This window comes from Rhizobacter sp. P2_G4 (assembly GCF_056403575.1).
This window is the reverse complement of the sequence record NZ_JBFUFG010000004.1, coordinates 343,565-358,266: the sequence shown is the minus strand read 5'-3', so window position 1 is coordinate 358,266 and position 14,702 is coordinate 343,565. Positions and strand designations below refer to the sequence as shown.

Below are 14,702 nucleotides of genomic sequence, written 5' to 3'. Positions count from 1 at the left end.
AGCGGCCCAAAATACGAACGATTGCCTCGTGTGGAGAACGCCATGACAACCCAACGCACCACGCTGGACCTGCTTTCGCAATACGCGGCCTACCACCGTGACCGCCGCAACATCGTCACCCACTTTGTCGGCGTGCCGATGATCGTGTTCGGTGTCGCCGTGCTGCTGGCCCGCCTGCACCTGAGCGTGACCGGGCTCGAGCTCACCGGCGCGTGGATCGCCTTCTGCCTGACGGGCGCCTGGTACCTGAGCCGGCGCGGCCCGCTCAGCCTGGGTCTGGCCGTCACCGCCGCAACCGGCGTGCTGATCGCGCTGGCGCATGCCGTTGCCGACGGCAGCGTCTTCAGCTGGCTGAGCTGGGGCGTCGGCGCCTTCGCCATCGGCTGGGTGATCCAGTTCGTCGGCCACTACTACGAGGGCCGCAAGCCCGCCTTCGTCGACGACATCGTGGGCCTGCTCGTCGGCCCGCTGTTCGTCACCGCCGAAGCCCTGTTCTCGATGGGCTGGAACAAGCCGATGCTTGCCGAGATCGAGCGCCGCGTCGGCCCCACGCACATCCGCGACCTGGCGCACCCGGCCTGAGGTGGCTCACGCGTACTCAACGCGGTCACGGCCCGCGTGCTTGGCGCGGTACAGCGCGGCATCGGCTGCGGCGATGAGGTCCTCGATGCTCGTCGGCGCCCCCTGAGACAGGCTGGCGACGCCGAACGAGCAGGTCACCGTGAGCGATTCGCCGTTGCCCATGGCGATGGGTGACGCACCCACGCAGGCATGGATCGCCGACAGCCGGGCTCGGTCCTCCGGACGACTAGTGCTGGCGCCCAGCAGCACCAGCACGAATTCCTCCCCACCGTAGCGGCCCACCGCGTCATACGGCCGCACCACCTGCACCAAGCGGCGCACGAACTCGCGCAGCACGGCGTCGCCCGCCGGGTGGCCGTGGCCATCGTTGATGCGCTTGAAGTGGTCGATGTCGGCCATTACCAGCGTCAGGGGGCGGCCTTCACGCTGCGCGCGCAGCAACTCGCGCGTGCCGATCTCCATCAAGGCGCGCCGATTCCAGGCGCCCGTGAGTTCGTCTCGCGTGGCGAGCTCGCGCATCTGCTCATGCGATGCCTCCAGCTCACGCGTGCGCTCGGCCACCAGGCGCTCGAGCTCTTGCCTTCGCTGCAACAAGGCGCGCACGCGCCAGCGATAAGCGAGCGCCGTGGCCGCGAGCAAGCTCAGCACGCCGGCAAGGTAGAACGTGCGAGTGGCCCACCAGGGCGGCTCGATGCCGAATTCAAGCACCACGGGTTGCGACTGCTGTTCACGCTCCAGATCGGCCACGCGCGCCTCGAAGCGGTAGTGGCCCGGCGCGAGACCGCTCAGGCGCAGGTCTGGATGCGGCGAGCGCGTCCAGCCAGCGTCCAGGCCCGCCAGCCGGTATTCGAGCGTGCGCGCCGTGGGGTCGCAGCACAGCGGAGCGCTCAGCATGATCTGCAGCGCACCGCCGGTCGGCGGAAGCGAAAACGAGCGGTCGGTGGGTTGTGCCTGGCCCTCGTGCATTGCCGACAGCACCCTCACCTGCGGCAACGCGGCCGGCGCGAACAGCGCTTGCGGCGCCACCATGCGTGAAATGCCGCGGCTGGTACCGACCCAGACGCTGCCGTCACCGTCCTCGTACAGGGCGTTCAGGGAGGCGTCGTTCCATACCAGACCCTGCCGCTGGGTCAGCGTGCGCCATTGCTTGCCGTTCCGCACAGCGACCCCGTTGTCGGAGGCGGCCCACAGCCAACCGCGGCTGTCTTCCAGCAGCGCCAGCACCCTCCGGTCGTTCAGCGACGGGGGCGTGACGTCGGCCGCGGCCACCCGCGTGCCATCCATTCGCAGCTGGCGAAGTCCGCCCTCGGTATCGGCGACAACCAGGGTGCCGTCCCGCAGGCAGGCGACGTTGCTCAGGCCCGCTGCGTACTCGTGGCCATCGGCGCCCCACATCGGGCGGCGCGCGAGCTGGCCGCCGGCGTGATGGAACAGACCCTCCGCGCCCGCGAACCACATGGCGCCGCTGTGGTCTTCGCACAGGTCTGTGAACATGCCGGCCTCCGCGTCGCTGCTGACCCGCAGAGGCTTGCCCGCACCAGCGGTCCAGCGATACAACCCCTGCTCGGTGACCATCCACAGCGTGCCGCTGGTGTCGCGGCGCATGCGGTAGATGGCGGGCAGTCCTTTCATCACGGCACGCTGCCCCGCTGCCTGCCCCTGCTGCACCGGCACAAGGACACCCGCGCTCGAGGCAACCCACAGTTGCCGGGCACCGTCGTCCTCCAGTGCAGACAGCTCGCGCTGCCCCCTCACCTCGCCCTGGACCGGTATGAAGCGGCCCTCGATCTCGTCGAGCACCGACAGGCCGTCACCGGTCGCTGCGTACAGGCGCCCACCGGCACCACGCTTCAGCGCCCAGACGACGGGGCCGGCCAAGCCATCGGCCGTCGACCAGTTCTGCCACAGGCCGTAGCCCCGCCACTGCAGCAAGCCGCCGCCCGCCATGCCCATCCACAGGCCGCCGTCGCGGTCGGCAAGAAGCGCGCGCAGCTTGCCACCCTGGGGCAAGCCTGAGCTGGCCGAGAAATGCTGCCAGCGTTGCCCGTTCCAGCGCAGCAAGCGACCCGGTGCGGAGGTGAGGATGCGGCCCTGCGCGTCCTCTGCCAAGGGGAAGTCGGTCTCAGACGGGTCGGGCGGCGTCATCGCATCCGTGCGATCGATGAAGGCTGCAGCACCAGCCGCAAGCTCCACCACGCGGTTCGAACCGCGTGCCCACAGCGCGCCCTTGCGGTCGCGCAGCAAACCGTACCAATGGTCGCCCGGTACGCCGCGCTCGCTGCCCCAGGGCTCCACCTGGTTGTCGTGCAGGCGGCACAAGGCTCGCCCGCAACCCATCCAGAGGTCACCGTCGTGCAGCGCCACGCTGGAGATTTCCGCCATGTCGGATTGCACGGGGCGAGGGCCGTCGCTCACCTGCCAGTCGCGCCCGCCGTCGCGCGTGGTCAGTTCGAGCAGCCGCCAGTCACTAACGACCCACAGCCGATCGGGCGAGGCACTGGCGAACGCGCGCGGCAGCACGACCGGAATTCGCTTCCCATCGCGGCGCACTTCGCGCAGCGTGCTTTTCTCCCAGACCCAGAGCCCGCCCTGCAGGCCAACCCAGAGGCGCCCGGCCGCATCGAGCGACAGCGCACTCACGGCGCCGAGGCCCTGCTCACGTCCGATGCGGTCGAAGCGGGTGCCGTCGAAGCGGTACAAGCCGTTGTCGGTGCCCAGCCACAGAAAGCCGGCCGGGTCTTGGGCCAGCGCGCGCACCGTGAGGTTGTCGAGGCCGTCGACCTGCCCGTACTCTCGAACCGACATCTGCTCGGCCCGGCCCGAAACGCCGGCCATCGACAACATGGCAAGCAGTATCAGCAGTCGCGCTTGCCTCAGGTATCGATGCACCCTTACCTCCGAGCGGTACCCGGTCCACGGGCCGCTGGATGATAGCGAGCAGATGCCGGCGCAGCTCCGGAAAAATGGCCGGCGCCGCGCCTCGAGCCGATCAGGTGTCCTTGGACACCGTGATGGTCGGGAACTTCGACGAGAAGTCTTTCGTGCGCTGCGCGATCTTCACCGCGAGCTGGCGCGCCATCGCCTTGTAGATGCCGGCGATCTCGCCGTCGGGGTCGCTGACGACGGTCGGCGCGCCCGAATCGGTCTGCACGCGAATGCCGATGTTCAGCGGCAAGGCGCCGAGGTAGTCCATGCGGAGCTCTTCGGCCATGCGCCGGCCGCCATCCGCGCCGAAGATGTGCTCGACATGGCCGCAGTTGGAGCACACGTGCATGGCCATGTTCTCGATGATGCCGAGGATGGGCACGCCGACCTTCTCGAACATCTTGATGCCGCGCACGGCATCGAGCAGGGCAATGTCCTGCGGCGTGGTGACGATCACCGAGCCGGTGAGCGGCACACGCTGGCTCAGCGTGAGTTGGATATCACCGGTGCCGGGTGGCATGTCGACGATCAGGTAGTCGAGGTCTTGCCAGTTGGTCTGGCGCAGCAGCTGGTCGAGCGCCTGCGTGGCCATCGGGCCGCGCCAGATCATCGCGTTGTCGGCCTCGACCAGGAAGCCGATCGACATCACCTGTACGCCGTGGTTGCGCATCGGCTCCATGGTCTTGCCGTCTTCGCTCTGCGGCCGGCCCGACAGGCCCAGCATCATCGGCAGGCTGGGGCCGTAGATGTCGGCATCGAGCACCCCCACGCTGGCGCCTTCGGCCGCCAACGCCAGCGCCAGGTTGACTGCAGTGGTGCTCTTGCCCACGCCACCCTTGCCCGAGGCCACGGCGACGATGTTCTTCACCTTGGGAAGCAGCTGCACGCCGCGCTGGACGGCATGCGGCACGATCTTTGTCACCAGCGTGGGCGACACACCGGCCACGCCTTCGACGCCGCTGGCGGCCTGGGTCAGCGCCGCGGTCAACGACGCGATCTGGCTCTTGGCCGGGTAGCCCAGCTCGACGTCGAATGACACCATGCCGCCGTTGATGCGCAGGTTCTTCAGCTGTTTCGTGCTGACGAAGTCTTTGCCCGTGTTGGGGTCGATGACGGTCTGGATGGCGGCTAAGAGCGCCTGCTCGCTGGGGGCCATGGGTGGGTAGGCGGAAGTTGCGGGAGGAATACGCAGTCTAGTCGCCTGCCCGGATTGAGGCGGCTCCAGGGGGTTGTTGTAGCAAGCGTAAGCAGACGCCAGAACGCCCCCTGTACTACATGCCGCTTCTTACAATCTTGCAGACACTCAACCCAAGGCTCAGTCCGTGGATCAGCCCCAGACTTCTTCCGACGACAAGAGCCCGCCGCTCCACGCACTGACAAGCCTTCGCTTCGTGGCGGCACTGGCGATCGTGGTGTTGCACTACCGCGACCTGCTGGGGAACATGCCGCAGTGGCTGTTCAAGGTCATCGTCGCGGGGCAGTTCGGGGTCACGTTCTTCTTCATCCTGAGCGGCTTCATCCTTACCTACAAGTACCGCGACTGGTTCTCGCAAGGCGTGGCCGACGGCAGTTACTGGCGCTTCCAGCGCTTCAGGCTCGCGCGCATCTACCCGATCTACGTGCTGGGCCTGCTGCTCGACACGCCGTGGCACCTGATCGAGCGCGCGCAAGCCGGCCAACTGGCGAACGATGGGCACCTGTACTGGGCATCGTGGCTGCTCAACCTCGTGGGCCTGCAGGCCTGGGTACCCGCCGTGCCCTACGCGATGTTCTGGAACACGCCTGCCTGGAGCGTCGCGGCAGAGTTCTTCTTCTACGCCACCTTTCCATTCGTCACCGTGCTGCTGGCGCGGCATGTTCGCAAGGTAGGGTGGCTGATCCTGGCCTTCGCGGCCACCATCGCGCTGGGCGCGGCGCTGTATGCGCTGGTGATCCATGCGATGAACTTTCGTTGGCGCTTCGAGCCGCAGACTCAGTACATCGTGATGGTCTACAACCCGCTGCTGCGCTACAGCGAGTTCCTGGCCGGATGCCTGGCGGGCCACTACTTTCTCAACACGCGCGGGCAGCTGCGATACGCGGGCTCGGCCCTGTTCAACAGCGAGCGCGGCCGTAACCTTACGATCGTCGCCTGCCTGGTGGCGATTGCGCTGCGCGTCATGTCAGTCGACTACACCGGGCCGAGCGCGTGGTGGTGGCTCGCCGATGTGTCGGTGAAGTACGCCGCCTACATCCTGCCCTTCGCCATGCTGATCCTTGCCCTCGCCAGCGGGCCCACCTGGCTCGGCACGCGCCTGGAGAACCGCCAGCTCGTGCTGCTGGGCGAGGCGAGCTATGCGCTTTACATCATTCACTGGTCGGTCACCACCTTCCTGCGCATGAACTTTCTTGGTTCGGCCGGCACACCGCTCGTGCACGCGCTGTTCCTCGCCGGGACTGTGGCACTCTCGGTGGTCTGCTACCGGAAGATCGAAGTCCCGTGGCGCCGGCGATTGCGCGGCACCAAGCAACCCGCCGGCACACTGGCGCTGGCCTAGTTTTTTTGAAGCACCTCAATGAGCTCCATCGACACCTGTCCTCCCCCACGCGAACTGAAACCCGGCACCAAGCCCGTTGACGCCGAATGGCTGCAGTGGATTGCCGAGAACCGGCTGCGCAACTGCACGCCCGAGTCGATGGTGATCACGATGGCGCAGAGCGGCCTCGACCCGAAGGCCTGCGCCATCGCCATAGCGCGCATGGAAACCGACCCGGCCTACCTGGCCGCGCGCAAGATCCAGCAGCTGCAATACAAGCTCGAGTCGGTGATGGCCAACCAGCAGAAGCTGTGGGAGATGGCGCCTCACTACGAGCGCGTCGAGAAGCGCAGCCACGTGCCGCTGCACGAGTTCATGGAGCGCTACGTGTGGGGCAGCCGCCCGCTGGTGCTCACCGGCGTGGCCGCCGACTGGCCGGCGCTCAAGAACTGGTCGCCGCAAGACCTGAAGACCCGCTTCGGCCACCTCGACGTGCAGATCCAGGCCGAGCGCAGCGCCGACCCGAAGTACGAGCAGAACAAGATGAACCACCAGCGCAAGGTTCGGCTGGCCGATTTCGTCGACCAGGTGCTCGCTGGCGGCGCCACCAACGACTACTACCTCACCGCCAACAACGAGGCCCTTCGGCGCCCCGAGTTCGCACCGCTGCTGAAAGACATCGGCACGCTGCACGAGGTGTGCAACCGCGACGAGCTGCCGCAACGCTCGTCGTTCTGGTTCGGCCCGGCAGGCACGGTGACGCCACTGCACCACGACACGCTGATGCTGATGCACACGCAGATCGTCGGCCGCAAGCGCTGGCGCTTCATCTCGCCGCTGGACACGCCGCGCCTGTACAACCACTACGAGGTCTACAGCCCGATCGACCTCGACGCGCCCGACCTGTACCGCTACCCCGACTTCAAGGACGTGAAGGTGCTGGAGGTGATCGCCGAACCCGGCGACACGGTGTTCCTGCCGCTGGGCTGGTGGCACCAGGTGCGCTCGCTCGACGTGAGCCTGTCCTTCTCGTATTCGAACCTCGCGGTGCCGAACCAGTACAGCTTCAAGAATCCGTCGATCCACAACTGGTGACCGGGCTGCGGCGCGCACCTAGAATCGACGGCTCTCTTGCCGGGTTGGCCCGGCATCCGCATCGAGACGCCCCATGACCCGCAAGCTCTTCGTCACCACCGCCCTGCCCTACGCCAACGCGCCCTTCCACGTCGGGCACATGATGGAGTACATCCAGGCCGACATCTGGGTGCGGTTCCAGCGCATGGTGGGCAACGAGGTGCACTTCGTCTGCGCTGACGACGCGCACGGCGCGCCGATCATGATCGCGGCCGAGAAAGCCGGCAAGACGCCGCAGCAGTTCGTGGCCGAGATCGCCGCCGGACGCAAGCAGTACCTCGACGGTTTTCACATCGGCTTCGACAACTGGCACTCGACCGACGGTCCCGAGAACCACGCGCTGGCGCAAGACATCTACCGTGCGCTGCGTGAGAACGAGCTGATCGAGGAGCGGGTGATCGAGCAGTTCTTCGACCCGGTGAAGAGCATGTTCCTGCCTGACCGCTACATCAAGGGCGAATGCCCGCGCTGCGGCACGAAGGACCAGTACGGCGACAACTGCGAGAACTGCGGTGCCGTCTACGCACCCACCGACCTGAAGAACCCGTACTCCGCGCTGAGCGGCGCGACGCCGGTGCTCAAGAGCAGCTCTCACTTCTTCTTCCGCCTGTCGTCGGACCGCTGCGTCGAGTTCCTGAAAGCCTGGACCGCGGAGGCGGCGGCCGATGGCACGCCCCGCCTTCAGCCAGAAGTGCTGAACAAGATCAAGGAATGGTTCACAACCGACGAGCTGGGCCACGTGGGCCTGAACGACTGGGACATCAGCCGCGACGCGCCGTACTTCGGCATCGAGATTCCCGACGCGCCGGGCAAGTACTTCTATGTGTGGCTCGACGCGCCGGTGGGCTACCTCGCATCGCTGAAGAACTACTTCGACAAGACCGGGCGTGACTTCAGCGCCTTCATGGCCGACCCGAACGTGGAGCAGATCCACTTCATCGGCAAGGACATCATCACCTTCCACACGCTGTTCTGGCCGGCGATGCTGCACTTCAGCGGCCGCAAGGTCCCGAACCACATCTTCGTGCACGGCTTCCTCGCACTGAGCGGCGAGAAGATGAGCAAGAGCCGCGGCACCGGCATCTCGCCCCTGAAATACCTGCAGCTGGGCATGAACGCTGAATGGCTGCGGTACTACCTGGCCGCCAAGCTCAACGGCCGCGTGGAAGACATCGACTTCAACCCCGACGACTTCATCGCACGGGTCAACTCCGACTTGATCGGCAAGTACATCAACATCGCCAGCCGTGCCGCGGGGTTCCTGACCAAGCGCTTCGGCGGCGAGCTGGGCAAGATTGCCGCAGACGGTGAAGCGCTGCTGACGCTGCTGCGTGCCGATCGCGAAATGATCGCCGAGCTCTACGAGTCGCGCGACTACGGCAAGGCGCTGCGCCAGGTGATGCTGCTGGCCGACCGGGTGAACGAGTACGTCGACGCCAACAAGCCCTGGGAGCTGGCCAAGCAGGAGGGCATGGATGCACGCCTGCACGACGTGTGCACCGTGTGCATCGAGGCCTTCCGCCTGCTCACGATCTACCTGAAGCCGGTGCTGCCGGCCCTGGCAGCGCAGATCGAGGCGTTCTTGCGTGTGGCGCCGATGAGCTTCGACGACGCGAACCGCGCGCTGGGCTCGCACACCATCGGCGAGTACAAGCACGTGATGCAGCGCGTCGACCCCAAGCTGCTCGACGCCCTGTTCGAACCCGCCGTTGTCGAAGCGCCGCCCCCCGGCGGCGAGCCGCTGGCCGCCGAGATCAAGATCGACGACTTCAGCAAGGTCGACCTGCGCATCGCGAAGATCGTCAACTGCGAACACGTCGAAGGTTCCGACAAGCTGTTGCGGCTCACGCTCGACGTGGGCGAGGGCAAGACGCGCAATGTCTTCAGCGGCATCAAGAGCGCCTACAAGCCCGAAGACCTGGTCGGCAAGTTCACCGTGATGGTGGCCAACCTCGCCCCGCGCAAGATGAAGTTCGGCATCAGCGAAGGCATGGTGCTGGCCGCCTCGCACGCGGACGAGAAGAACCACCCCGGGCTCTACGTGCTCGAGCCCTGGCCAGGCGCCACACCGGGCCTGCGGGTACGCTGAGCCCATGTCCCTTCACCTGCATCCATTTCGGCCTCGCCTGCTGGATGCACTGAAGGGATACCAGCGCCAGCACTTCTTCGCCGACTTGGGCGCCGGCGTCACCGTTGGCATCGTGGCCATGCCGCTGGCCATGGCCTTTGCCATCGCCTCGGGTGTCAAACCCGAGCAGGGCATCTTCACCGCCATCATCGCGGGCTTCATCATTTCGGCGCTCGGCGGCTCCAGCGTGCAGATCGGCGGGCCGGCGGGCGCTTTCATCGTCATCGTCTACGGCATCCTGCTGCGCTACGGGCTGACCAACCTGCTGATCGCCACCGCGCTGGCCGGCGCGCTGTTGTTCCTGATGGGCTTGTTCAAGCTCGGTGCGCTGGTGCGCTACATCCCGGTGACCATCGTGATCGGCTTCACCAACGGCATCGCGGTGCTGATTGCGTTCTCGCAGATCAAGGACCTGCTGGGCCTGCGGATCGACAAGCTGCCGAGCGACTTCTTCGCACAGGTCTATGCGCTGTTCACGCACCTGGGCAGCTTCAACCCTTACGCGCTGGGGCTCGGCGGGCTGTGCGTGCTGATGCTGTTCGGCTGGCCGCGCCTGTTCGCCAACGGCTCGCTGCTGCCGCCGGCCCTACTCGAAGGCCGTACGCTGCGCACGGCTTCGCGCGTGCCGGGGCCCATCGTCGCGCTGCTCATCCTCTCAGTGCTCGCCTTCGCGCTGAAGCTGCCGGTCGAGACCATCGGCACACGCTTCGGCGGCATCCCCCAGAGCCTGCCGTCGCTCGAGCTGCCGCCATTCAGCTGGCAGAGCGCCAAGGAGCTCCTGTTCCCCACGCTGACCATCGCACTGCTCGGTGCCATCGAGTCGCTGCTGTGCGCGCGCATTGCCGACAACCTCATCGACCGCCCCCGGCACGACCCCAACCAGGAGCTCATGGCGCAGGGCGTGGCCAACATGGTGGTGCCCTTCTTCGGCGGCATCCCAGCCACCGGCACCATCGCCCGCACCGTGACCAACATCCGCGCCGGGGCTTACAGCCCGGTCGCCGGCATCGTTCACTCGCTGACGCTGCTGGTCATCGTGCTGGCCGCGGCCCCGCTGGCGTTGAACGTGCCGTTGGCCGTGCTGGCCGGCATCGTGCTGTTCGCCGCCTGGAACATGGGCGAGTGGCACGAGTTCGCCCGCCTGCGCCACTTCAGCGTGCCGTACCGCACGGTACTGCTCGGCACCTTCTTCCTCACCGTGGTGTTCGACCTCACGGTGGCGGTGCAGGTTGGCCTGGTGCTCGCCTGCTGCTTCTTCATCTACCGGATGAGCATGCTGTTCCGGGTCGAATTTGCGCCCGACAGCCCGCCCGGCGTGCGGGTGTACCGGCTCTATGGCGCACTCTTCTTCGGCGCCGTCAGCAAGGTCGAAGCCGTGGCGCATAGCCTTCCCGAAGGCACGCGCGCCGTGGTGCTCGAAATGCACCAGCTGGTGTCGATGGACAACTCGGGCCTGGACGTCTTGATGCAGCTGCGCCGCGCGCTGGCGCGCCAGGGCGTGAAGCTCGTGCTGTGCGACCTGAACGAGCAGCCGCGTGCCATGATCCACCGCGCTGCGTTCGACGCCGAGCTGGGCGAGGTGAACATTACCGCTCACCTGGGGGCTGCGCTGGCCCGCGCGACCGAGGTCGCCTGAGCTATGCTTTTCGCTTCGCCCGAGGGGAAAACAAGATGGGGTTTCTAGACGACCTGAAGCGCCAAGCAGACGCGCTCAAGACACAGCAGACAGTTGACTTCGCCACGCTCGCACGCAACGCGGCGCTCGTCGAAGCCGCCTGCAAGACCACGCTGCAGTACTGGACGGACCTGGCGCCGCAACTCAATGTGCTGCTGCCGACACCGCCGCTGCGCATCTTGCTGGACAAGACCACAGCCATCGACGGCCTGAAGCGCTGCGACTTTCGTGTCGACGCGCGCCGCAAACAGCTGCGGGAACTTGAGGTCTACGACTTCATCGTGATCCACGGCTTGCAGAAGACAGGTCGCACGGTCAAGATGAGCAAGGACTTCCCGCCAGAAATTGAAAAGCTGGAATCACGCCTGCGGCAGGCGGGCATCACGCCCGACACCCAATGGGTGCGCGACCCCAACAATGGCCGGCTGGAAGAAGTGAAGTTCAGCTTCACCGCCGACCTGACGCTGTCGGCTCGCCTACTACCCAACCACGACGAAGGCAAGCTGCGCTTCCAGATCAGCAACTTCGACACGCTGGAAACCGTGACGGCCGACTTCCCTGCGCACAAGGTGGGTTCCGACCTGCTCGACCAGTTGGCCCGCTGGATCGTGGGCGAGCCAAACCAGTTCCTGCAGCAGGCGGAGAACGTGCGCCGGGTCGAGGCCTGAAGGGGGCCGCTGAACGGGGCCAGTTTCCAAGCCCGCTAAAATCGCGGCCTTCACTCTGGCGCCCCATCACCATGCCGCTGTTCTGGAAAGCCTACAAATCCGACGTCACGTCGTTCATCGATGAGCTCAAGGCCAAGAAGCCGACGCTGGAAGACGAGCAACGCCAGGGCCGTGCGCTGCTGTGGGACAAGCCCATCGACCGCTCCACGCAGGCCGAATACAACGATGCGCGGATTGCGCAGCAGCCTTACGTCTATCAGACCAAGCGCTGATGACGGCCCCCACGTCGCCGCGCCGGGCTGACCGCTTGAGACCCCTGTGAGTGATGAAGTGATGGCGCCGCCGGCGCCGGAAGTCGTGGACCACGTGGCTGTCGCGCGCCTGTATGGCGAGCCGCTGTTCACGATGCCGCACGACCTCTACATCCCTCCGGATGCGCTGGAGGTGTTTCTCGAGGCCTTCGAAGGCCCGCTGGACTTGCTGCTCTACCTGATCCGCAAGCAGAACTTCAACATCCTCGACATCCCGCTGGCCAGCGTGACGCGCCAGTACCTGGCCTACGTCGAACAGATCCGCAAAACCAACCTCGAGCTGGCGAGCGAATACCTGCTGATGGCAGCGATGCTGATCGAGATCAAGTCCCGCATGCTGCTGCCGCCGAAAAAGGTGGCCGAAGGTGAAGAACCCGAAGATCCGCGTGCCGAGCTGGTGCGCCGCCTGCTGGAATACGAGCAGATGAAGCTGGCCGCCGCCCGGCTCGACCGCTTGCCGGTGATCGGCCGCGATTTCCTGCGGGCCCAGGTAACCATCGAGCAGTCGCTCAGCCCCCGCTTCCCCGACGTTGACGCCGACGAGTTGCGTGCCGCCTGGCAAGACATCCTGAAGCGCGCCAAGCTCACCCAGCACCACACCATCACCCGCGAGCAGCTCAGCGTGCGCGAGCACATGAGCATCGTGCTGCGCCGCCTGCAGGGCCGTCGCTTTGCCATGTTCGAAGATTTGTTCGACGTGAGCCGCGGCCCGCAGGTGCTGGTGGTGACCTTCATCGCCATGCTCGAACTATCGCGCGAGCACCTGCTCGAAGTGACGCAAGCCGAGGCGTTCGCGCCCATCTACGTGCGCCTGGCCTACCAGCCGGCCTGAGGCCCCACGACCATCCCGCCACCGCGCCGGCGCATCTCGTTAGACTGCGCGCCGTGCCCCCTGGAGACCTATCCATGCAAGAAGCCGCCGTTCGTGTCCACCCCCGCCCCGCCGCTCCTGTCGACACCCCCGAGCGCTGGTCGGTGGCCGAGGTCGAGGCGCTGTTCTCGCTGCCCTTCGCCGAGCTGATGCACCAGGCACAGACGGTGCACCGCACGCATTTCGACCCAACCGAGGTGCAGCTCTCCACGCTGCTGTCGATCAAGACCGGCGGCTGCCCGGAAGACTGCTCGTATTGCCCGCAAGCGGCCCGCTACGACACCGGCGTCGAAGCCAGCAAGCTGATGGAACCCGAAGCCGTGCTCGACGCGGCCCGCCGCGCACAGGCCGCCGGTGCCACGCGCTTCTGCATGGGCGCCGCCTGGCGCGGCCCGAAGGACCGCGATGTGGAGAAAGTGGCCGAGCTGATCAGCGCGGTGAAATCGCTCGGGTTGGAGACCTGCGCCACGCTCGGCATGCTTGAAGACGGCCACGCCGAAGCGCTGCAAGAGGCCGGCCTCGACTACTACAACCACAACATCGACACCGCGCCCGACAAGTACGGCGACATCGTCAGCACCCGCCAGTACCAGGATCGGCTCGACACCCTGCAGCGCGTGCGCGGTGCCGGCGTGAAGGTGTGCTGCGGTGGCATCGTCGGCATGGGCGAGACGCGCACGCAGCGCGCCGCGCTGATCGCCGCCCTCGCCAATCTCGACCCGTACCCCGAGTCGGTGCCCATCAACAACCTGGTGCAGGTCGAAGGCACGCCGCTGCACGGCCAGGCCAAGCTCGACCCGCTGGAGTTCGTACGCGCGATCGCCGTGGCCCGCATCACGATGCCCACCTCGCGTGTGCGCCTGTCGGCCGGCCGCCAGCAACTCGGCGACGCCGTGCAGGCGCTGTGCTTCATGGCCGGCGCCAACTCGATCTTCTACGGCGACAAGCTGCTGACCACCGGCAACCCCGACGTTCAAGCCGACCGCGAGTTGCTCGACCGGTTGGGGATGAAGACGTCATGACGGACGCCGCCGCCGGCGCGGCCGCCTCGGTGCCGAACCTCTACGGCGGTGGTGCATCGGCTGCGAAAGAGCGCAAGCCGATGACGCTGCACAAGCTGCGCGAGATGCAGGCGGCCGGCGAACCCATCGTCATGTTGACCTGCTACGACGCGAGCTTCGCCAAGGTGGTCGACTCTGCTGGCGTGGACTGCGTGCTGGTCGGCGATTCGCTCGGCATGGTGCTGCAGGGCCGCCCCAGCACCTTGCCGGTGACGGTGGATGAGATGGCGTACCACCTGCGCTGCGTGGCGGCGGGAAACCGCAACACCTTCCTGATCGGCGACCTGCCCTTCGGCAGCTATCAAGAGTCGCCCGAGCAGGCCATGCGCAGCGCCACCGCACTGATGCAGGCCGGCGCGCAGATGGTCAAGCTCGAAGGCGGCGGCTGGACGGCCGAGACAGTGCGTTTTCTCGTCGACCGCGGCGTGCCGGTGTGTGCCCACCTGGGCCTCACGCCGCAGTCGGTACACGCGCTGGGCGGCTATCGCATCCAGGGCCGCAGCGCCGATGGCGCGGCCACGCTGCTCCAGCACGCCAAAGAACTCTCCGACGCCGGCGCCGCGATGGCCGTGCTCGAACTTGTGCCCTCGGCGGTGGCCCGTGAAATCACCGCCAAGGTGGCAATGGCCACCATCGGCATCGGTGCCGGCCAGGGCTGTTCGGGCCAGGTGCTGGTGTTGCACGACATGCTGGGCGTGACTCAAGGGAAGCTACCGCGCTTCGTGCGCAACTTCATGGATGGCGCGCCATCGATTGAAGCGGCGATTGCGCGCTATGTGGCCGATGTGAAGTCGCGCACTTTCCCGGACGATGCACTGCACGGCTATTGAC

Annotated in this window: 12 protein-coding genes; 10 read left to right on the top strand and 2 right to left on the bottom strand. The window is 66.5% G+C overall.

The features are described 5' to 3' along the window. Positions 1 to 42: 42 nt before the first annotated feature. Positions 43 to 582 (top strand): Mpo1 family 2-hydroxy fatty acid dioxygenase, encoded by a 540-nt coding sequence (locus AC1DYS_RS17630; RefSeq protein ID WP_047494195.1) that lies wholly within the window; start codon positions 43 to 45, stop codon positions 580 to 582. Between the two features lie 6 nt (positions 583 to 588). Here the strand turns inward: AC1DYS_RS17630 and AC1DYS_RS17625 are convergent, their stop codons facing one another. Both AC1DYS_RS17625 and apbC read right to left on the bottom strand, forming a co-directional pair. Continuing rightward, positions 589 to 3,426 carry a ligand-binding sensor domain-containing diguanylate cyclase gene (locus AC1DYS_RS17625; protein WP_477901429.1) on the bottom strand — a complete coding sequence of 946 codons (2,838 nt, stop codon included), beginning with the start codon at positions 3,424 to 3,426 and terminating at the stop codon, positions 589 to 591. A gap of 145 nt (positions 3,427 to 3,571) precedes the next feature. Next, entirely contained in the window at positions 3,572 to 4,663 is a 1,092-nt protein-coding gene (apbC, locus tag AC1DYS_RS17620) for an iron-sulfur cluster carrier protein ApbC (RefSeq protein WP_477901427.1), read from the bottom strand. Between the two features lie 166 nt (positions 4,664 to 4,829). Here apbC and AC1DYS_RS17615 point away from each other — a divergent pair, with 166 nt between their 5' ends. The 9 genes from AC1DYS_RS17615 (at position 4,830) to panB (ending at position 14,701) form a co-directional block, all read left to right on the top strand. After that, on the top strand, positions 4,830 to 6,044 hold the full coding sequence (locus tag AC1DYS_RS17615; RefSeq protein WP_477901425.1) for an acyltransferase family protein: 1,215 nt from the start codon (positions 4,830 to 4,832) through the stop codon (positions 6,042 to 6,044). An 18-nt stretch (positions 6,045 to 6,062) separates the two neighbouring features. Continuing rightward, entirely contained in the window at positions 6,063 to 7,118 is a 1,056-nt protein-coding gene (locus AC1DYS_RS17610; protein WP_477901423.1) for a cupin-like domain-containing protein, read from the top strand. A gap of 73 nt (positions 7,119 to 7,191) precedes the next feature. Then, positions 7,192 to 9,246 (top strand): methionine--tRNA ligase, encoded by a 2,055-nt coding sequence (gene metG, locus AC1DYS_RS17605; RefSeq protein WP_477901420.1) that lies wholly within the window; start codon positions 7,192 to 7,194, stop codon positions 9,244 to 9,246. Positions 9,247 to 9,250: 4 nt separating this feature from the next. Beyond that, entirely contained in the window at positions 9,251 to 10,921 is a 1,671-nt protein-coding gene (locus AC1DYS_RS17600; RefSeq protein WP_477901418.1) for a SulP family inorganic anion transporter, read from the top strand. Between the two features lie 35 nt (positions 10,922 to 10,956). Then, positions 10,957 to 11,628, top strand: a complete 672-nt coding sequence (locus AC1DYS_RS17595; protein ID WP_477901416.1) for a hypothetical protein — start codon at positions 10,957 to 10,959, stop codon at positions 11,626 to 11,628. 71 nt (positions 11,629 to 11,699) lie between these two features. Next, complete coding sequence (locus tag AC1DYS_RS17590; protein WP_477901414.1) at positions 11,700 to 11,900, top strand: DUF3460 family protein; 201 nt, start codon at positions 11,700 to 11,702, stop codon at positions 11,898 to 11,900. Between the two features lie 61 nt (positions 11,901 to 11,961). Further along, positions 11,962 to 12,771: a segregation and condensation protein A gene (locus AC1DYS_RS17585; RefSeq protein ID WP_052197946.1), complete on the top strand. Its 810-nt coding sequence runs from the start codon at positions 11,962 to 11,964 to the stop codon at positions 12,769 to 12,771. A gap of 74 nt (positions 12,772 to 12,845) precedes the next feature. Further along, positions 12,846 to 13,832, top strand: coding sequence for a biotin synthase BioB (gene bioB, locus AC1DYS_RS17580; RefSeq protein WP_477901412.1), 987 nt, complete (start codon positions 12,846 to 12,848; stop codon positions 13,830 to 13,832). Further along, on the top strand, positions 13,829 to 14,701 hold the full coding sequence (gene panB, locus AC1DYS_RS17575) for a 3-methyl-2-oxobutanoate hydroxymethyltransferase (RefSeq protein ID WP_477901410.1): 873 nt from the start codon (positions 13,829 to 13,831) through the stop codon (positions 14,699 to 14,701). Before bioB ends, panB begins: the two co-directional genes overlap by 4 nt. The last annotated feature ends 1 nt before the right edge of the window (position 14,702 follow it).